The 17,596-nt window shown below is 64.3% G+C and carries 22 protein-coding genes and 1 tRNA gene; 13 read left to right on the forward strand and 10 right to left on the reverse strand.

Translation table 11 applies throughout. From position 1 onward, the window contains the following. Window positions 1-164 precede the first annotated feature (164 nt). The 4 genes from AC0L21_RS04970 to AC0L21_RS04985 all read left to right on the forward strand — a co-directional run bounded on the left by AC0L21_RS04970 (window position 165) and on the right by AC0L21_RS04985 (window position 3,284). On the forward strand, window positions 165-998 hold the full coding sequence (locus AC0L21_RS04970) for an ABC transporter permease (RefSeq protein ID WP_473258798.1): 834 nt from the start codon (window positions 165-167) through the stop codon (window positions 996-998). A gap of 3 nt (window positions 999-1,001) precedes the next feature. After that, a complete protein-coding gene (locus AC0L21_RS04975) occupies window positions 1,002-1,880 on the forward strand; it encodes an ABC transporter permease (RefSeq protein ID WP_473258800.1) in 879 nt (292 codons plus the stop codon). A 4-nt stretch (window positions 1,881-1,884) separates the two neighbouring features. Then, the gene (locus AC0L21_RS04980; protein WP_473259431.1) at window positions 1,885-2,616 is read left to right on the forward strand and encodes an aspartate/glutamate racemase family protein; all 732 of its coding nucleotides are present in this window, start codon (window positions 1,885-1,887) and stop codon (window positions 2,614-2,616) included. A gap of 173 nt (window positions 2,617-2,789) precedes the next feature. Then, on the forward strand, window positions 2,790-3,284 hold the full coding sequence (locus AC0L21_RS04985; protein ID WP_473258802.1) for a hypothetical protein: 495 nt from the start codon (window positions 2,790-2,792) through the stop codon (window positions 3,282-3,284). Between the two features lie 173 nt (window positions 3,285-3,457). On the opposite strand, the gene AC0L21_RS04990 is transcribed toward AC0L21_RS04985, so the two are convergent. Together AC0L21_RS04990 and AC0L21_RS04995 are read right to left on the reverse strand one after the other, a co-directional pair. Further along, the gene (locus AC0L21_RS04990; protein WP_473258804.1) at window positions 3,458-3,805 is read right to left on the reverse strand and encodes a hypothetical protein; all 348 of its coding nucleotides are present in this window, start codon (window positions 3,803-3,805) and stop codon (window positions 3,458-3,460) included. Window positions 3,806-3,909: 104 nt separating this feature from the next. Further along, a complete protein-coding gene (locus AC0L21_RS04995; RefSeq protein ID WP_473258806.1) occupies window positions 3,910-4,212 on the reverse strand; it encodes a hypothetical protein in 303 nt (100 codons plus the stop codon). Between the two features lie 111 nt (window positions 4,213-4,323). Between AC0L21_RS04995 and AC0L21_RS05000 the strand changes: the two genes are divergently transcribed. Continuing rightward, complete coding sequence (locus AC0L21_RS05000) at window positions 4,324-4,488, forward strand: ribosome modulation factor (RefSeq protein ID WP_198034864.1); 165 nt, start codon at window positions 4,324-4,326, stop codon at window positions 4,486-4,488. 2 nt (window positions 4,489-4,490) lie between these two features. Here AC0L21_RS05000 and AC0L21_RS05005 read toward each other — a convergent pair whose 3' ends face one another. Then, window positions 4,491-5,021, reverse strand: a complete 531-nt coding sequence (locus AC0L21_RS05005; protein WP_027567784.1) for a gamma carbonic anhydrase family protein — start codon at window positions 5,019-5,021, stop codon at window positions 4,491-4,493. A 90-nt stretch (window positions 5,022-5,111) separates the two neighbouring features. Beyond that, window positions 5,112-5,441, reverse strand: coding sequence for a DUF6949 family protein (locus tag AC0L21_RS05010; RefSeq protein WP_473258810.1), 330 nt, complete (start codon window positions 5,439-5,441; stop codon window positions 5,112-5,114). A gap of 219 nt (window positions 5,442-5,660) precedes the next feature. On the opposite strand from AC0L21_RS05010, the gene AC0L21_RS05015 reads away from it, so the two are divergent. Together AC0L21_RS05015 and AC0L21_RS05020 are read left to right on the forward strand one after the other, a co-directional pair. After that, window positions 5,661-6,368, forward strand: a complete 708-nt coding sequence (locus AC0L21_RS05015; protein ID WP_473258812.1) for a hypothetical protein — start codon at window positions 5,661-5,663, stop codon at window positions 6,366-6,368. A gap of 199 nt (window positions 6,369-6,567) precedes the next feature. Then, window positions 6,568-6,963: a PaaI family thioesterase gene (locus AC0L21_RS05020; RefSeq protein ID WP_473258815.1), complete on the forward strand. Its 396-nt coding sequence runs from the start codon at window positions 6,568-6,570 to the stop codon at window positions 6,961-6,963. Window positions 6,964-7,071: 108 nt separating this feature from the next. On the opposite strand, the gene AC0L21_RS05025 is transcribed toward AC0L21_RS05020, so the two are convergent. Next, window positions 7,072-7,290, reverse strand: a complete 219-nt coding sequence (locus AC0L21_RS05025) for a DUF3126 family protein (RefSeq protein ID WP_007602550.1) — start codon at window positions 7,288-7,290, stop codon at window positions 7,072-7,074. A 180-nt stretch (window positions 7,291-7,470) separates the two neighbouring features. Continuing rightward, window positions 7,471-8,295: a serine O-acetyltransferase gene (gene cysE, locus AC0L21_RS05030; protein ID WP_007602549.1), complete on the reverse strand. Its 825-nt coding sequence runs from the start codon at window positions 8,293-8,295 to the stop codon at window positions 7,471-7,473. A 275-nt stretch (window positions 8,296-8,570) separates the two neighbouring features. Between cysE and AC0L21_RS05035 the strand changes: the two genes are divergently transcribed. Further along, the gene (locus AC0L21_RS05035) at window positions 8,571-9,944 is read left to right on the forward strand and encodes a hypothetical protein (protein ID WP_473258817.1); all 1,374 of its coding nucleotides are present in this window, start codon (window positions 8,571-8,573) and stop codon (window positions 9,942-9,944) included. Here the strand turns inward: AC0L21_RS05035 and AC0L21_RS05040 are convergent. Together AC0L21_RS05040 and AC0L21_RS05045 are read right to left on the reverse strand one after the other, a co-directional pair. Then, window positions 9,930-10,685, reverse strand: a complete 756-nt coding sequence (locus AC0L21_RS05040) for an alpha/beta fold hydrolase (RefSeq protein ID WP_473258820.1) — start codon at window positions 10,683-10,685, stop codon at window positions 9,930-9,932. The genes AC0L21_RS05035 and AC0L21_RS05040 overlap by 15 nt on opposite strands. 34 nt (window positions 10,686-10,719) lie before the next feature. Next, window positions 10,720-11,853 (reverse strand): hypothetical protein, encoded by a 1,134-nt coding sequence (locus AC0L21_RS05045; RefSeq protein ID WP_473258821.1) that lies wholly within the window; start codon window positions 11,851-11,853, stop codon window positions 10,720-10,722. 305 nt (window positions 11,854-12,158) lie between these two features. On the opposite strand from AC0L21_RS05045, the gene AC0L21_RS05050 reads away from it, so the two are divergent. Beyond that, window positions 12,159-12,404 (forward strand): zinc-finger domain-containing protein, encoded by a 246-nt coding sequence (locus AC0L21_RS05050; protein WP_007602543.1) that lies wholly within the window; start codon window positions 12,159-12,161, stop codon window positions 12,402-12,404. Between the two features lie 19 nt (window positions 12,405-12,423). Further along, window positions 12,424-13,626, forward strand: a complete 1,203-nt coding sequence (locus AC0L21_RS05055) for an FAD-dependent monooxygenase (RefSeq protein WP_473258823.1) — start codon at window positions 12,424-12,426, stop codon at window positions 13,624-13,626. A gap of 25 nt (window positions 13,627-13,651) precedes the next feature. On the opposite strand, the gene AC0L21_RS05060 is transcribed toward AC0L21_RS05055, so the two are convergent. Next, window positions 13,652-14,065, reverse strand: coding sequence for a twin-arginine translocation pathway signal (locus AC0L21_RS05060; protein ID WP_473258825.1), 414 nt, complete (start codon window positions 14,063-14,065; stop codon window positions 13,652-13,654). A 172-nt stretch (window positions 14,066-14,237) separates the two neighbouring features. Between AC0L21_RS05060 and AC0L21_RS05065 the strand changes: the two genes are divergently transcribed. The 3 genes from AC0L21_RS05065 (at window position 14,238) to AC0L21_RS05075 (ending at window position 15,932) form a co-directional block, all read left to right on the forward strand. Continuing rightward, window positions 14,238-14,326: transfer RNA gene (locus tag AC0L21_RS05065), tRNA-Leu, on the forward strand. Between the two features lie 160 nt (window positions 14,327-14,486). Beyond that, entirely contained in the window at window positions 14,487-15,737 is a 1,251-nt protein-coding gene (locus tag AC0L21_RS05070) for a multidrug effflux MFS transporter (protein WP_473258840.1), read from the forward strand. Between the two features lie 54 nt (window positions 15,738-15,791). Further along, window positions 15,792-15,932 (forward strand): hypothetical protein, encoded by a 141-nt coding sequence (locus tag AC0L21_RS05075; protein WP_473258852.1) that lies wholly within the window; start codon window positions 15,792-15,794, stop codon window positions 15,930-15,932. 9 nt (window positions 15,933-15,941) lie between these two features. Here the strand turns inward: AC0L21_RS05075 and AC0L21_RS05080 are convergent, their stop codons facing one another. Then, window positions 15,942-17,537 carry a glycosyltransferase family 39 protein gene (locus AC0L21_RS05080; RefSeq protein WP_473258861.1) on the reverse strand — a complete coding sequence of 532 codons (1,596 nt, stop codon included), beginning with the start codon at window positions 17,535-17,537 and terminating at the stop codon, window positions 15,942-15,944. Window positions 17,538-17,596 lie beyond the last annotated feature (59 nt).

A 17,596-nucleotide genomic window follows, 5' to 3' on the forward strand; every position in this document is an offset into this window, starting at 1 on the left:
GCGCATTTTTTCCATTTTTTCCGGGGGGTTTTTTTTTTCCCCCCCCCCCCCCCCTCACCCCCCCCCCCCCCCCCCCCCGGGGGGGGGGGGTGGGGGGGGGGGGGGCCCCCCCCCCCGGGGCGCGCCTGTCGCCCTCCTTCATCTCCTGGCTCCAGGCCGGGCCGATGATGCTGGTGTTCCTCGCCTTCTTCCTGATCCCGCTGGTCTTCGTCGTCATCGTCTCGTTCTGGGACTACAACGAATACCAGTTGCTGCCGGCCTTCTCGGGCCGCGGTTACACCGACACGTTCGAAGGCTGCATCGCGCAGCTCCCCGACCTCTGCACGATCGCCAAGACTTATCTGAAGACGCTGAAGCTCTGCTTCCTCGTGTGGGTCATCACCCTCTTCATCGGCTTCTGGGTCGCCTACTTCCTCGCCTTTCACGTCAAGTCGAAGACCTGGCAGATGGGACTGTCGCTACTCTGTACGATCCCGTTCTGGACCTCCAACGTGATCCGCATGATCGCCTGGATCCCGCTGCTCGGGCGCAATGGCCTTGTCAACTCAGGCTTGGTCAAGACGGGGCTGATCAACCATCCCGTTGAATGGCTGCTGTTCTCCGAATTCTCCGTGGTGCTGGCACTGGTGCACCTCTTCACCTTCTTCATGGTGGTGCCGATCTTCAACTCGATGGTGCGCATCGACAAATCGTTGATCGAGGCCGCCTATGACGCCGGCGCCACCGGCTTTCAGACGCTCGTCAACGTCATCATCCCGCTCGCCAAGCCCGGCATCGTGATCGGCTCGATCTTCGTCATTACCATTGTGATGGGCGACTTCATCACCATCGGCGTGATGGGCGGGCAGCAGATCGCGGCCGCCGGCAAGATCATCGAGACGCGGGTGAACGCGCTGCAATTCCCGGCGGCCGCTGCGAACGCCGTGATCCTGCTCGTCATCACGTTCCTGATCATCACCATGATGTCGCGCATCGTCGACATCAAGAAGGAGCTCTAGAGCATGAAGGAAGGACGGCCGCGCTCTTTCTACGTGCTCGCGATCTTCTTCGCGGCCTACACGCTGTTTCTCTACGGCCCGATGATCGCGATCTATGTGCTGTCGTTCCAGGGGCCGCAGGGCGGCCTCACCTTCCCGATGAACGGTGTGTCGACTTTCTGGATCGCAAAACTATTCCAGGGCACCGGCATCGTCGATCTCGGCGCGGCCTTTCGCCGCTCGCTGCTGCTCGGCGTTATCGTGATGATCGTCACCGTCGTGCTGTCGGTCGCCGCCGGCATGGCGTTTCGCCGCAAGTTCAAGGCGCAAAGCATCCTGTTCTACTCGGCGATCGCGAGCCTGATCGTGCCCTCGATTATCACCTCGCTCGGCATCTCGCTTGAATTCCGCATCATCGACGACCTGATCAAGGGCACCTTCAACGAGAATTTCGAGACCTCGATGGGTCTGCTCACCTCGGGCCTCGGTGCACATCTGACCTGGACGCTGCCGTTCGGCCTGCTCATCATGTTTGCGATCTTCAACCGCTTCGATCCCAGGCTCGAGGAAGCCGCGCGCGATCTCGGTGCAACGCCGTGGCAGGCCTTCCGTCATGTCGTGCTGCCGATCATCCTGCCTTCTGTGATCGGCATTGGACTGTTCGGCTTCACGCTCTCCTGGGACGAGCTCGCACGTTCCAGCCAGGCGATCGGGGCGGTGAACACGCTGCCTCTCGATCTCCAGGGCCTCACCACCACCGTGACGAACCCCGATATCTATGCGCTCGGCACCGTGATCTCGGCCGTCTCGTTCACGGTGATCGCGCTTGCGCTCGGCACCATCCACATGCTCAACAAGCGGCAGGCGGCCAAAGGCTCGGACGCCGGCAAAGGGCTTGTCTGATCTGATGCGGCTTCACGTCGTCAATCCCAACACCACTGCGACCATGACGGCGAAGATTGCTGCTGCCGCGCGAAGCGTCGCCCTGCCCGACACCGTGATCGATGCGCGCCAGCCCACGATGGGCCCGGTCTCGATCGAGGGATTTTACGACGAGGCGTTCGCGGTGCCGGGCATGCTCGGCTGCATCCGCGAGGCCGACCGCGACGGCGCGGATGCGCACATCATCGCCTGCTTCGACGACACCGGCCTCGACGCCGCGCGCGCCGCGGCAAAGGCACCCGTGATCGGCATTGGCGAGGCGGGCTTCCACATGGCGAGCCTGATCGCGGCGCGCTTCGCCGTGGTGACGACGCTCGGTGTCTCTATCGTGCCGATCGAACACAATTTGCGGAAATACGGCCTCGCCGATCGCTGCGTCCGCGTCCGCGCTGCCGAGGTGCCGGTGCTCGCGCTGGAGGAGCGCAACACCGATTCGCTCGCAAAAATCTCTACGGAAATTACGGCCGCGATCCGCGACGATCGCGCAGAGGCCATCGTGCTCGGTTGCGCCGGCATGGCCGATCTCGCCAATGAATTCGCCGCCACGCACGGCCTGCCCGTGATCGACGGTGTCGCCGCCGCGGTGACCTTGGCGGAATCATTGGTGCGACTGGGGCTGAAGACCTCCCGGCTCGGACCCTATGCGACGCCGCGCTCGAAGACCTATTCAGGTCCGTTTTCGCCGTTTCAGCCCTGATCTCTGCCTCTGACGGACGTTCGGAGGCCCTAAGGCATCCTGATTGTTGGTTTTTTTGCTCTTGGCCTCTTTTTGGTCCCATTCCTTGCCGAAACGTAACGCTTTCGGGACCCCCGGTGACCTCAGGGTTGCCGGTCTTCGCCACTCAAGTTTCAATTTGGGTTTTGTCAGCGATGATCGATCTCGCAGAGGACACACGGTCCCATCCCCTCCTTCGCCTTGGCGCCCAGCCCATCGCGCTGACGGCCGCCGCGCTCCTGCTGCTGATCGCCGGTGTGACCTCGATCGCGATCTGGCGCGCCTATACCGGCTCAGCCCCCGAGACCGACCGGGTGGTGGCCTCGCGGCAGCTTCAGGCACGTACCGCACAGGCGTCCGAGCAGCTGGTCGAGAAGACCAAGGGGTTGGAAGCAACCCAGCAGGAATCGATTGACCAGCTCCAGGTCGTGCAGGACCAGCTTCAGAGTGTGAAGCGGTTGCTCGCATTCCAGCAGGCCGACACCAAGCGTCTGTCCGAGCAGGTCACGGCACTCAATGAGTCCATCGACGGCCTGCGGCAATCCTTTGCCAGCGCCCGGGCGACCGAGGCCGAGACTCCTTCGGTTACCCGCAGGAAACCTGCACGGCATCGTGTCCAGGCCAGTGCACGCAAGCGCTCGCGCGGCTGAGCAGTCGGCGCCGCTAAATTTTTGGACTTGTGAACTGGATCACATTCGCCCGTATGATTCCAAGCGATGCTCGCCGTTACCGGATGGCGTGAGCCGATTTCAATGTCCGGGGCTGGCAAGGCCGTTGACGGTATATTGCGTCAACGGCCTTGTTTTTTAGTGGCCCACCCGCCTCATTCGCAGACGTCGACGCGACGGTATCGCCATCCCGCAGGCGTCATCACGCGCTTCCGGACGACGTAACAGCCACCATAACCGCCGTCGTCGTATCCGGTACCATAGTAATAGGAGCTGCCGTAGGAGGGGTAACCGTAGCCGTAATAGCTGCCGTAGTAACCGGCGCCGGCGATACCCGCCCCGATGGCGACGCCTGGCCAGAAGCCACCGCCATGCCAGTGGCCGCCATGACCCCAGCCGCCACCATGGCCCCAGCCACCGTGACCGCCCGCTTGTGCCGCCTGCGGTATCGACAGCCCAACCGCCGCCACAGCCAGCGCCGTCAACATCATCTTCCGTAACATCACTCGATCCTCCGCGTGGAGACGCTCCACGCTTCAAAAGCAGGATCAAGCTAATTGGCTTGCGGCGTTCCTGACAGCCTCACTGTCTCACTTCCCCGCGAGCATCAGCAGCCGCGGCAGATGCTCTTGAGCTTCTTGTCGAGCAGCCGGTTCTCGGCGTTGACGGCGGCGTCGGTGGATCCACCTCCACCGGTCCCGGTGGTGGTTCCGGAGGTGGCATTCGCTCCCGATGATTGAGCAGTACCCAGACTGTTGGTGCCGGGCGCAGTCGCCGGAGAATTGGCCACACCTCCAGCCGATCCCGCCGAGCCGCCGGTGGCTTGCGCGAACGATACGGCCGGCATCGCGGCAAGGGCGAAGATCACGATCACGGTCTTGATTGAACAGGTTGTGGGCAATCTGGCCATTCTAATTCTCCTTCGCCGATCAACCGCCGCAGCAATGACCGGTTCCGGAACAAATGCCGTCGCATCAGCTTGAAACCGGGAAGGCTCCGAAAACAGAAAGGCGCAGTCACGATGAACGATCGCGATGCTTTTGCAGAAGGCGAACGCGCGGCGCGTCAAAACATTCCGGCGGAAGCCAATCCGTACCAAGACGGCAGCGACGAGCATGCCCTGTGGTCCGCGGGGCACGAGAAGGTCGCAAGCGCACTAGAAGCGCGCGAGTCCGAAGGAAGCTGAGCTCACCCGATCCGCTTGAGGCCCTTCGTGAAGCGCGGGCCGTTGGCGACGTAGAACTTCGCCGCGCTACCCATCTTCTGCACCTGGGCGTCGTCGAGCGTGCGGATCACCCGCGCCGGCGAACCGATGATCAGGGACCGTTCGGGGAATTCCTTGCCCTCGGTGATGACGGAGCCGGCGCCGACGATGCTGTTGCGGCCGATCCTGGCGCCGTTCATCACGATGGAGCCCATGCCGACGAGCGCGCCCTCCTCGATGGTGCAGCCGTGCAGGATGACGTTATGGCCGACCGTGCAGTTCCTGCCGATGTGAAGCGGAAAGCCGAGATCGGTGTGGCAGGTCGAGCCGTCCTGCACGTTGGCGCCCTCGCCGATCTCGATCCACTCATTGTCGCCGCGCAGCACCGCACCGAACCAGACGCTCGCGCCGGGCTTCAGGCGCACGCGGCCGATCACGGTGGCGGTCTCCGCGATGAAGTAATTGCCGTCGGCGGGAAGATCGGGCGCTTGCCCGTCGAGCTCGTAGATCGCCATGAGGGTCTCCTGTCGCGTCAACCCCAGCCATAGCGAAACGGCAGCCTCGACGCAAAGGGCCGCCGCGCAGGCAGCCCTACAGGGCGGGCATCAGACCAGAACGCCGGCCGCGCGGAGCGTCATCAGGAAGAAGGTGCCGCTCATCATGCTCCAGAAGCCGGCGATGACGGTCGCCATCATCACGAATTCGACGCGGCGGCTCTCCAGCTGCCTGCCGCGCAGGGTGTTGCGCATGATGATGAAAGGCGCCGCGAACACCAGGAACGGAACCGCCGCGAAGGTCTTCGGCGCCACGCCGTCCTGCAACAGACCGAAGCCGGCGGGCCGCTGTGCGATCGTCTGGTATCCGCTCACGAGCGCTCCCGCGAGCGCGAAACCGATGCCGATCGAGAAGAAGGTATTGAGAGCTTCAGGTGTCATCGGAACGGTCCGCCCTTACGCAACGCGAGGTGCCTTCCTGTGACAAATAGTGCCGGTTAACGCTACATTATCCTTAAGGGAAGGTTAACGCCGCCGGCCGACCCACGCAGGCCCCTCTCCATTTCGTGCAGCCGGTGAACGCTCCGCGAAATCGCAGCCGCGTGGCATATTCGCCGCTGATTCGTCGGCCATCGGCCGACTTCCGGCTCATTGCGGCTCATGACGGTGTTTTCGGCAACCTCCCCCCAGTCTCCCCGGGCGCGCACCCGGGCCTACGTCATCCCGATCGTGCTCGGCGGCATTGCCGCGGTGTGTGCCGTCGCGCTCGTCGCCTATTTGTTGTGGCCGACCTGGGGCCCGAGCGGCGCGAGCGCCCCGAACAAGCTGCCGGTGAGCGTCGGCGGCACGCTGTTCAACCTGCCGACCAACGCGATCCGCATGAAGATCCAGCGCCACTCCGGGCCGCAGGAGCGGATCGATCTCGATTTCCTGTACCCTTCGCTGGAGCCGCCGGGCGCGCCGAAGCACGTCACCGCCGATAGCGTGGATGCGGCGATGCAGCCGATCGACCGCATCTTCCTGTCGATCGCCGCGCATCGCGATGCGCTGTCGCCCGAGCAGCGCGCAGCCACGATCTATCCGCGCTATCTCGACCAGGCCGCGGCAATGCCTCAGGACGGGCTGACGATGCGGATATTCCGTGTCGACACGCCCTATGGCAGCGAGGATCTCTATTCTGCCGCAAGTCCCGCGCTGACCGCGCGCTGCACCCGCGATGGAGCGACGCCCGGCATGTGCCTCGCCGAACGCCGCGTCGGCGGCGCCGACCTCACCTTCCGCTTTCCGCGCAGCTGGCTGTCGCAATGGCGCGATGCGGCGGAAGCGATGGACCGCCTCACGGCGCAATTGCGCGGGCCGCGGGGCTGAGCGCGGCGTCTCTGCCGTGCCGCGCGACAGGCATGCGGGGACAAGCCTGGAGCCGTCCCAACAATAATCTCGAAAACAACCCCATGCACAGTAGCCAGGCGTCTGTAATCACTTCGTATTTTTGATACTTCGGTTTTTCGCAATCGAACTTGACCCGTCGGGCAAAACAGGAGCATGATGCCATCATGGGGCGATCGACTTGAACGATGCGGCAGCAGATCTCCCGCCCGGAGCCCAGTTGCTGGGACGGGAATGGCTTGGCTTCGACGACAACGGGGATGCGCTAATCCGCTTCCAGGCTCAGCCGGCTTTCACCAACAGGCACGGGACGATCCAGGGCGGATTTCTGGCGGCGATGCTTGACTCCGCCACCGGCATCTGTGCGCTGGCCGCGCTCTCGTCCGAGTTGACCGTCGTCACAAAGAGTCTTGATACCCGCTTCCTGAAGCCGGCAGCGGTCGGCCCCATCACGGCCCGGGCGCGTGTTGTCGAGCAGACCGATCGCGACATGGTCGTGCAAGCCAAGCTCGTCGATGAAGCCGGCATCACTGTCGCCGATGCCACGGCGCGGCTGCGTGTTCTTGCAAAGAAATAGCGTATGAGCTGCGGGAATAGGATCCGTCATTGCGAGCAAAGCGAAGCAATCCAGACCGCGTCCACGGAGAGACTTTGGATTGCTTCGCTCGCAATGACGAAAAGAAAACTATTCCTGGTCGACCAGGTCGTCCTCGAGGATCGCCATCTGGAACTGGAACGAGCGATCGTCGTCCTCGTCATCGACGAAGAGCACACCGATGAATTCCTCGCCGATATAGACCTCGGCGGAATCATCCTTCTTCGGCCGCGGCACGACGCGGATCTTGGGATTGCCGAATACGCGCTTCAGATACGCGTCGAGCTTCCTAACTTCCTTGACGTCCACGGCAAGTCTCCAATCGAAATCTGGGTTGGCGCGGGTTTTAGGACGAGACGCGACCAACCGCCAGCATGAATTGCCAAAGAATTTTGGGGACGAAAGGGGCGGAAAATCCGCCCCTTCCGACAAGCTCGAAGTCCCGCCTCAGAGTCCGCTCTCAGAGACCCACCTCAAAGTCCCGTGGCGTTAAAGTCCCATGGCGTTGATCATCTGATCCATGGTGCGCGACGGCTCGGCGCAGCCGGCTTCGCCGACGACCTTGGCGGGCACGCCCGCGACCGTCACGTTGTGCGGCACCGGTTTGACCACGACCGAGCCCGCCGCGATGCGGGCGCAATGACCGATCTCGATGTTGCCGAGGATCTTCGCGCCGGCGCCGATCAGGACGCCGTGACGGATTTTCGGATGGCGGTCCTCGTTCTCCTTGCCGGTGCCGCCGAGCGTGACGCCGTGCAGGATCGAAACGTCGTCCTCGATCAGCGCCGTCTCACCGCAGACGAAGCCGGTGGCGTGGTCGAGGAAGATGCCGCGGCCGATACGCGCGGCGGGATTGATGTCGGTCTGGAATACCGCAGATGCCCGGCTCTGCAGATAATACGCAAAATCCTTGCGGCCCTTCAGATAGAGCCAATGTGCGAGGCGGTGGGTCTGGATGGCGTGAAAGCCCTTAAAATAGAGCAAGGGATCGATGAAGCGCGAGGTCGCGGGGTCGCGGTCGTAGACGGCGACGAGATCGGCGCGGAAGGCGTTGCCGAGATCGGGATCGTCGCGCAACGCCTCGTCATAGGTCTGGCGCACGAGATCGCCCGACAGCGCGGAGTGATCGAGCCGGTCGGCGACACGATGAATCACCGCATCTTCCAGGCGGCTGTGATGCAGCACGGTCGAATAGATGAAGGTCGCAAGCTCCGGCTCGCGATGGACGATGTCCTCCGCTTCGCCGCGGATCCGATCCCAGATCGGATCGAGCGTTGCGAGCTTTCCTCCCGGATTGACCTGATGCACTGCCATGAGATCTGCTCTTTCGAATTGGCTCGTTTCACTGGTTCTATAACACAGTCTAGGCGACAAAGTCCTGACGGGCTTGCCTGAGAGTGAACAGTGTGTTGCCCAGCGAGGGTATGCCAACACGTTGAATCACAACAGTTTCTTCCGACACCCCGGGCGGCAAGGTCGGCTCAAAATGGTCAGGGTTTCGCCAAATTCAAGCCGGGCGGCGTCAAACTATTGGTGAATTCCGCCTCAACCGTGATTGCGGGCATGGTCCGAGTGAGGACGGAGCGGATTTGACCATCACCACTGATCATGCGCGCGCGGGCGCCGCGGGCTCACTCTGGCTGCGGCTGGCCGGGATCGCCCTGCCGCTGCTGTTGATCGCGCCGGCGTTCTGGAACGGCTATCCGCTGTTGCAATGGGATACCGGAGGCTATCTGGCGCGCTGGTACGAGGGCTATCTCGTCCCGAGCCGCTCCACGGTGTTCGGCATCTATCTGCACTATGGCGAGAGTTCTGGTTTCTGGATCAACCTCGCGGTCCAGTCGCTGGCGACGCTGTGGCTGTTGCAGCTCACCTTGCGCGTGCTCTCGATGATGCAGACGTTCCGCTTCATCGCGATCAGCCTGCTTCTGATCCTGTCGACTGCGCTGCCCTGGCTGGCCAGCATGTTGCTCACCGACATCTTTGCAGGCCTGTCGGTGCTGTCGCTATTCCTGCTGGTCATCGGTGGACAGCGGACCTCCGGGCTCGAAAAGATCACGCTGTTCGTCTTCACCGCCTTTGCCGCTGCGACCCACAGCGCCACGCTCGGCGTGCTGCTCGGTCTCTGCGTTGCAGGCTGGATGCTGCGGCCATTCCTGCGCGCGCGTCTGCCCGTCGCAGGACTGGCGCAGGCGAGCCTGACCATCATCGTGGGCGGGCTGATGCTGGTGTCAGCCAACCATGCGCTGTCAGGCAAATGGGCCTGGACCCCCGGCGGCACGGGGGTCGCCTTCGGCCGCATGATGCAGGACGGCATCGTCGCGCGTTATCTCAACGACCATTGCCCGCGCGAAAAACTCAAGCTCTGCCCCTATCGCGACCAATTGCCGGCGACCGCCGACGAATTCCTGTGGGGCAAGAGCATGTTCAACACGCTCGGCCGGTTCGAGGGCATGAACGACGAGATGGGCGCCATCGTCGTGGGTTCGCTCGCCGACTATCCCGCCTGGCAGGTCGGCGCGGCGTTGCGGGCGATGGGCCAGCAACTGCTGCATGTGGCGACCGGCGAAGGCGCAAGTGTCTGGATCCCGCACACCTACGGCATCATCGAGCGCTACATCCCCTCCCAGGTCGCGCCGATGCGGGCGGCGCGCCAGCAGAACTGGGCCCTCGACTTCGACTACGTTAACTGGCTGCACGTGCCCGTCGCGCTGGCCTCGATGCTGGCGCTCCTCGTGCTGCTCGGCCACGCGCTCGCACATCGCCGGCTGGACGATCTGACGCTGCTGGCGGCGACCGTGACCCTGGCGCTGCTCGGCAACGCCTTCATCTGCGCCGTCATCTCCGGCCCCCATGATCGCTACGGCGCGCGGATGGTGTGGGTTGCGACCTTCGTGGTGCTGATGGCGCTGTTTCGCTCGTTCGGCGATGAGGCCGCGGACGAGACCTCAGCCGCGGCGTGACAGGAAATCGAGCACGCCAGTCTTGTAGACCTTGTCGCCGACCGCCCGCATGTGATCGCGGTTCGGAATGTCGAGCACTTCCGAACCCGGGATGATGGCGCCGAGTGCGCTGGCCGAGCCCGCGACGTCGTCGATCGAGCCGACCGCGATCAGCACGGGCACGTCGATGCGCGCGGCTTCGTCCTTGGTCATGAGATCGCGCGTGCCGCGCAGGCAGGCGGCGAGCGCCTTGCGGTCGGAACGGGTCTGGTCTGCAAAAGCACGAAACGTGCGGCCGACGGGATCGGAGACGTCGTCGAGCGAGGGCGCTTCCAGCGCCTTGGCGACGTTCTCGCCGGGCCCGGTGCCCTCGATCAGGCCTCCTATGCCGATGCCGCCGAGGATTGCCGAACGCAGGCGCTGCGGCTCGTTGAGGGAGAGCCAGGCCGTCATCCGTCCGCCCATCGAATAACCCATGAGATCGGCCTGCGGGATGGCGAGGTGATCCATCAGCGCGAGCACGTCGCCGGCCATGGTCGGGATCGAGTACTGCGCGGGCTCGTAGAGCTTTGCGCTTTCGCCATGGCCGCGATTGTCGAGGGCAATGACGCGACGGCCGTTCTTGCGCAGCTCCGAGACCCAGGTCGGATAGACCCAGTTCACGTTCTTGCTGGAGGCAAAGCCGTGCACCAGGATGATCGGATCGCCCTCGCCTTCGTCGAGATAGGCAATTTCAACGGCGCCGTTGTGAAAGCTCGGCATCATCAGTTCCGCAATCTTGAGGGGAAGAGGTATCTTAGGCCGTGACGGCAGCGCTTGTCAGGACGGCCTCGGCGATCCGGGCCTGGCGAAGTCGCCGCGCCCGCCTGCGATCGCACCAGGCCTGGGTCAGGCGCTCCGTCGTCGCCTTGATCGAGGACAACAGACCGAACAGCGTCAAGGCCGCGCCGAACAGCCAGAGTGCAAGATTGAACGCCCCGCCGATCAGCAGCAGCGCGCCGCGGCCGAGCAGCTTCAGGATCGCGCGCGTCTTGCCGCCCTGGGCTTCCGCGAGCCGCGCCGCGCGTGCGACGTCCTTGGGACCTTCAGCGATGCGCAGGCTATCCATCGCGCCGCGCGTGCCGGTCTTCTCGACGACTCGCGTGACATCCTTGCCGAGCCGAACCAGCGCGCCGGCTTTCTCGGCGCGGAACGCAGCCTTGATCGCGCTCAAGGTCTGGCCCGGCCGCAACACGGAGCCGGAGGCAACCGCGTTCTGGAGCATCGGGGTATCGACGACCTCGCGTGCGGACCGGCCGGCCCATGCCGCCAATCCCTCGCCGAGCCGGCCCACCTTGCGCGCGTCCTTCACCAGCGTCAGCCCGGCGCGAACCGGCGCGGCACCGCCGACAGACACGTAGGTCACGGCCGTGACCGCGAGACCCGCGGCCGCAAGGCCCAGCACGAGGCGATCGGTCTCCTCGCCCATGGCGAGGTGCTTGCCCTCGCGCACGACATCCCTGATGTCGCCGATGACGAAGAGATCGCCGGCCACGGTCCCCGACAAGCTCGCAACATCGTCCGCGTTGCCGGTGACGAGACCCGTGGCAAACCGTTTTGCGAAATGCGAGGTGGAATCTTCGGCTTTGACCGCGTCGCTGACACGGCTCAGGAGGTTGTCAGGCAGCGCGATGTTCCGGTCGCGCGCCAGCGCGACAAAACTGTCGGCGAGATCGGCATCGCCCGATGCAAGCGCGGCCTCGATGTTGTCCTGAATCAGGCGGTCGTTGTGCCGCAGCAGTGCGTCGAGCTTGATCTCGGACAGCGCGGCGGGATCGTCCCGGGCGGCCAGAATCGCGCCGGCCTCTCGGGCGTGCGGTGCTACCTGCGCGAGCAAGAAGCCGCATGCCGCGATACCGGTCAACGCTGTGCTGATTCGCAACCACTTCATGCGGAGAGCCTGGACGGTCCTGAGATCGTTGACGCCTGACGGTTCGTCTTTCGTCGCAATTACGCTCGTCCACCGAGATAGTATGCCAAAATTGCGACACAACGTCCCCGACGAAAGAAGGGCTTCTCTCAGGCCGCAAGATTGTGTCGAATTTGCATGAGCAAATGAGCATGGGGCATTGCGGAGCTTTCGGTTCCGCTGGACTAGCAATCATCTACACCCAACAGTATGGTCCGCGGCGCCTTAATAATGCCGCGTCAGTCATGATTGTTGTCTGCCGCCATTGCCACTCCAGGATGAGTACGATGTCCGACCATGTCGTCCCGCACTTCCACAACGATGCCGGTGTCCCCGTCATCGAGATCGGCTCGCAAGAGTTCATGTGCGTGGGCGCCAACCCTCCGTTCGATCATCCGCACGTCTTCCTCGACCTCGGCAATGACAACGAGATCATCTGCCCCTACTGCTCGACGTTGTACCGTTTCGCCGCCGACCTGAAGGCGGGCGAAGCCCGTCCGCCGGAATGCGTCCTGAAGGACAAGGTGGCCTGACCGCTTCCATCGGCCAGGGGTGGCGCTCTCCCGAACGATTGTCATCGCCGGTGCCGGCATAGGTGGACTAACGGCTGCGCTTGCGCTCGCGGCCCGCGGCTTCCGCATCGTCGTCCTGGAAAAGGCCGAGCGGCTCGAGGAAGTCGGCGCCGGTCTGCAACTCTCCCCCAATGCCAGCCGCGTGCTGGTCGAGCTCGGCCTTGCCGAGCACCTCAAGCTGCGCGCCGTGATCCCGGAGGCGGTCTCGATCATGAGCGCGCGGGCCGGCGGCGAACTGTTGCGGATGCCGCTGGGAGAAGCCGCCGCCGCGCGCGCCGGCGCCCCCTATTGGGTGGTGCACCGCGCCGACCTGCAATCCGCCCTCGCCGGCGCAGTCTCCGACCATCCCGATATCGACTTGAAACTCGGCGCGACCTTCGAAGACGTCGCGCCTCACGCCAAGGGGCTGACGGTCGTCCATCGCAGCGGCACGATCCGGCGCAGCGATCTCGCCAGTGCGCTGATCGGCGCCGACGGCATCTGGTCGACGGTGCGCCAGCATCTGTTTCCCGAGGTGCAGCCGCGCTTCTCCGGGCTGATCGCCTGGCGCGGCACGCTCGATGCCACGCAACTGCCGAAGGACTACACCACGCGCCGGGTCCAGCTCTGGATGGGCCCGAATGCCCATCTCGTCGCCTACCCGATCGCGGGCGGACGCCAGATCAACGTGGTCGCGGTGCTGCCGGGCACCTGGAACAGACCGGGCTGGAGCACGCCCGGCGATCCCCGCGAGGTGATGGACGCCTTCGCCGCGCCGCGCTGGCCGCCAGCGGCGCGCATGATGCTCGCCACGATCGACAGCTGGCGGAAATGGGCGCTGTTCGGCGTCCCCGACGACTGCCCCTGGAGCAAAGGGTCGGTCGCGCTGCTCGGCGACGCCGTGCATGCGATGCTGCCGTTTGCGGCGCAGGGCGCCGGCATGGCAATCGAGGACGCCGCGGTGCTCGCGCAGCATTTGAGCCCTGAGATCGCCGAGAGCACCGCGGGAATCACGGCTGCGCTGAAACAATACGGCCGGACGCGTCAGGCGCGCGTGCGGCGGGTGCAGCGGACTGCGCGGCAGCAGGGCCGCATCTATCATTTCACTGGGCCGCTCGCGTTCGCGCGCGATCTTGCGGTCCGGGCGCTCGGCCCGGAACGCATGCTGGCACGGCAGGACTGGATCTACGGCTGGCGGCCCTGACGCGAGACGCTGATGGCAGGACGTTTCAGCGCACTGCTCTTGTCGATTTCGGGCCAGGCTGGTTCAGACCAGGATTGGCCGCGGGCGCCTCGGGCGGCGTTTCCCGGCACCTGTTGCGGCGCCAAGCGTCATCGGCCATCTGCGCCTGCCCGCGTACCGCGACGTAATCGTTGCGGTAGGCAAGCTCCGACACCACGGCGCCGCCCGCGCCGGTTTGTGCCTTGTCCATCAGCCTCTGCAAATCAGCGGTGCGGCTGGCGAGCGACTTGCGCTCGCCTTCGAGCTGCTTGCAATCGTACAATTCGTACTTGGCGGGATCGGCAAAGGCCGGAGCGACCGTCTCGCTCATGCCGGCGCAGCCGGACAGCGCGAAGCCGGCCGCGAGCAGCGCGGCGGCCACGCAGCACGTGCGCAGGCGAGATTGGACCAAAGCAGACATGTCGGATGAATAGTCCCCGTCGATTGAGAATGCCTAAAGCAACAACAGATGTCCGGATTGAGGCTTTGCCTTGTGCCGCCGGCTCGCCTAAGGAAGAACCGCCCCTCCGGCCTGCAAATGCCAATTCCAGACCGCCGGTAAGGGACTTAAGTGGCTGATCTCGTTGGATCAAGCGGGCATGGCGGAATTGGTAGACGCAAGGGACTTAAAATCCCTCGGCGCGCAAGCGCTGTGCCGGTTCGACCCCGGCTGCCCGCACCACGAAAGCTGCGCGGACGATCCCACCGACCGCCGCGGCCGCAAGCGCTGATACCTCATCAATTCCTGCCTGCTCCTGCACCGCCTGCCAGCCATCCCGAATCATCGCTTGTGCAACGCAGCATCGGGGTTAGACAAGGACCTCAAATCAGAGGTGAGCTACTTGTCCGACGTCAATGCCGACGATTGGGTGTCCTCGGGACACCGCCCCATGGGTTTTCCCGAATTCATCATCGTGATCGCGTCGATCATGGCGCTCAATCCGCTTGCGATGGACATGATGCTCCCGGCGCTGCCCAACATCGGGTCGGCCTTCAATATCCCCGTCGCTAACCATCTTCAGCTGGTGCTGTCGACCTTCCTGATCGGCTTTGGCGCGGGGCAGTTCGTCATGGGCCCGCTGTCGGACCGCTTCGGCCGCCGCCCGGTGCTGCTCGGCGGGATGGCGGTCTATGCGGTGGCAAGCGTGCTGGCGATTGCCGCGCCGTCGTTCGAGACGCTGCTGCTGGCGCGCGCATTGCAGGGCTTCGGCACCTCGGCGACGCGGGTGATCGCGACCTCGATCGTGCGCGACTGTTACGTCGGCCGCCGCATGGCGAGCGTGATGTCGCTCGCGATGATGATCTTCATCGCGGTCCCCGTAATCGCCCCCTCGTTCGGACAGGCGGTGCTGCTGGTGACGGCGTGGCGCGGCATCTTCGTCGTGCTGATGCTCTACGGTCTGCTCGCGCTTGCATGGTCGGTGCTGCGGCTTCCGGAGACCCTGCCTGAGAGCGAACGCAGGTCGCTCGCGCCGGCCGACGTGCTCACGGCCTACTGGCAGACCGTGACCCATCGCCAAACTCTCGGCTACGCGCTCGCAGCTGGCAGCGTCATGGGTGCGCTGTTCGCCTACGTATTTTCGGCCCAGCAAGTTTTTGTCGGCATCTATCATCTTGGCCATTATTTTCCGCTCGCCTTCGCCGCGATCGCGGCCGGCACCGCGATTGCCGGCTTCCTCAACGCGAGATTCGTCGGGACCCTCGGCATGCGCGTGATCTCGCACGGCGCGCTGACGCTCTACACCGCGGTGGCGGGTGTGATGCTGCTGACGGAAAGCCTCGGCGCGTTACCGCTTCCCCTGTTCATGGTGCTTTCGGCGCTGATGATGTTCTCGTTCGGCATGATGGTTGCCAACTTCACCGCACTCGCGATGGAGCCGCAGGGCCACATCGCCGGCACGGCGTCCTCGCTCTACGGCTCGATCACCACGCTGATCGGCATCGCCGTCGGCATGGCGATCGGGCAAAGCTTCGACGGCACGTTGCTGCCGTTCTCGGTCGGGTTCTTCGTGTCGTCACTCGCCGCGCTCGGGATCGTGCTGGTGGTGGAGAGAGGACGGTTGTTCAAGCCGCATCATCGCGCCATCGGGTGAGGAACTTCGCGGCGCTCTCGATGTTGTACTGCAACAATTTGAAAAGGCGCTTCAATGGAACCGAAAACCCGTAAAGACAACGACGCCGCGGAGCGGGCGAAGACGGAACGCACGCCGTCGGGCGCCGAAAAGACCGCCGTCACCGTGCCATTCGCGAGTGAAGGGCTCGAGCGGGTCCGCGACAGCCACTGCTGACGAAGACGCCTATTGCGTTGCGCGCCTGCTGGCGCTGAAATCGTCCGCAATGCCTTCGGGTGCCGCACCACTTCCACGGGGCGGCACCATCAGCACAACCACTTCCCGTGTGAGACCGGGCCGGCCCCATAGCTGCGCCTGTACAATCAATTCCCGCCTCATGAAGTGCCCGGCACGCCCGGCCACCCAGTCCATCCACCGGCTGCAATCATCCTGATCGCGGAAACAGAGCGCGGCCCAGCCGCGGTCCAGCGTCACCTTGCGCGGCAAACCCCCGGGATATTGATCCTCGAACGGCCGCACGTAGTGCGGATGGTCCGGGCTGTAGAACGCTGTCGCGAACGCCAGCGAATCGTCGCCGCTGACGCCGGCGAGCGGCTCGTCCGTCAGTTCGCGCCACTCGCGTGTCAATCGGCTCGCCGCCTGCGCGTAGAAATTGCGCCCCTCCTCGTAACCGTGATCGTTGCGATAAACCGCGTGGATCGGCGCGGCGACGAGGACGGCCGTAAGCGCGACGCTGGCCACGACCACGGTGAGGTTGACGGTGTAAAAGCGCTCGATTGGATAATTTGTGCCGCAGACCACGAGAATGGCGAACAGAAACAACCCTTGCAAAGCCCACAGCGACGGCAGATCGGTGCCCATCACGAGCGAGATCAGGACCGGCTGCGCAATCGTGCCGACGGCAACGTAAAAGAGAAGCCGCAGGCCCGGATGCATCGCCGCGAAATCGTCCGGAAACTGCTTCAGCCGCCTGCCGGCGATCAACACCCAGGCGACGGCTGACACGCTGATGGCGGCCAACAGCCCCAGCAGGAAGTTCCTGGCCTCACCGAGCGAGCTCACCGCAGTGCCGTTGGCATGGTTCAGCGCGTAGGTGAAGGTCGGTGCCCCCGTCGTCGCGAGCCAATGAACATGCGGTGACAGCGCTGCAAGCCCGACGACCACCGAGATCCAGGGCGAAGCAGAAGTGAAATAGGCGCGTCGCGCCGGATGTGCCAGCGCGGCAAGCGTGAAGCTCGCGACGAGGAAGATCGAATAATATTTGCCGACCATGGCCAGCGCCGTCGTGCATCCCACGGCGATCGCCCACGACGCCGCTCGGGTCTCGAATGCGCGCAAGAAGCACCAGGTCGCCAGCGGCCAGACGGCCAGCAGCACCGCATTGGCGTTGAAGCGCTGGGCATGAAACTGATAGGCCGGTGTCAGCATCAGGAGCAACAGCAACAGCACCCGCTTGTGCCCCGTCACGAATTGCCGCGCGATCCGGTCGACGAAGACCAGCGCAAGCCCGGCATTGGCCATCGCCATCAATTGCAGCGACCACTCGCTGAGCGGAAAGATGGCGCTCCAGCTCGCGGCAACCCAGCCGGTCAATGGCGGATGCTTGTGATAGCCCCAGGCGAAATGCCGCCCCAGCGTCCAGGCTTCCAGCGTATCGGGGTGCAGACCGCCGCCGGCATAGGCGACCGCCAGATAGAGTGTCCAGATCGCGACGAAGCAGGCGATGAGAAGCGGCGCGGCCCAGCCCGTCTCGACGCCATCGAGCCAACGCAGGAATGGCCGGCGCCATCGCGCCGGCGCGCGATCGGACCGTTCGGCCATCGCCTGGAATGCAAAATCGATCGGCACTGGAATCAAATGGAGGAAGGAAGGTGATGCGC

Source organism: Bradyrhizobium sp. WSM4873 (genome assembly GCF_055811355.1).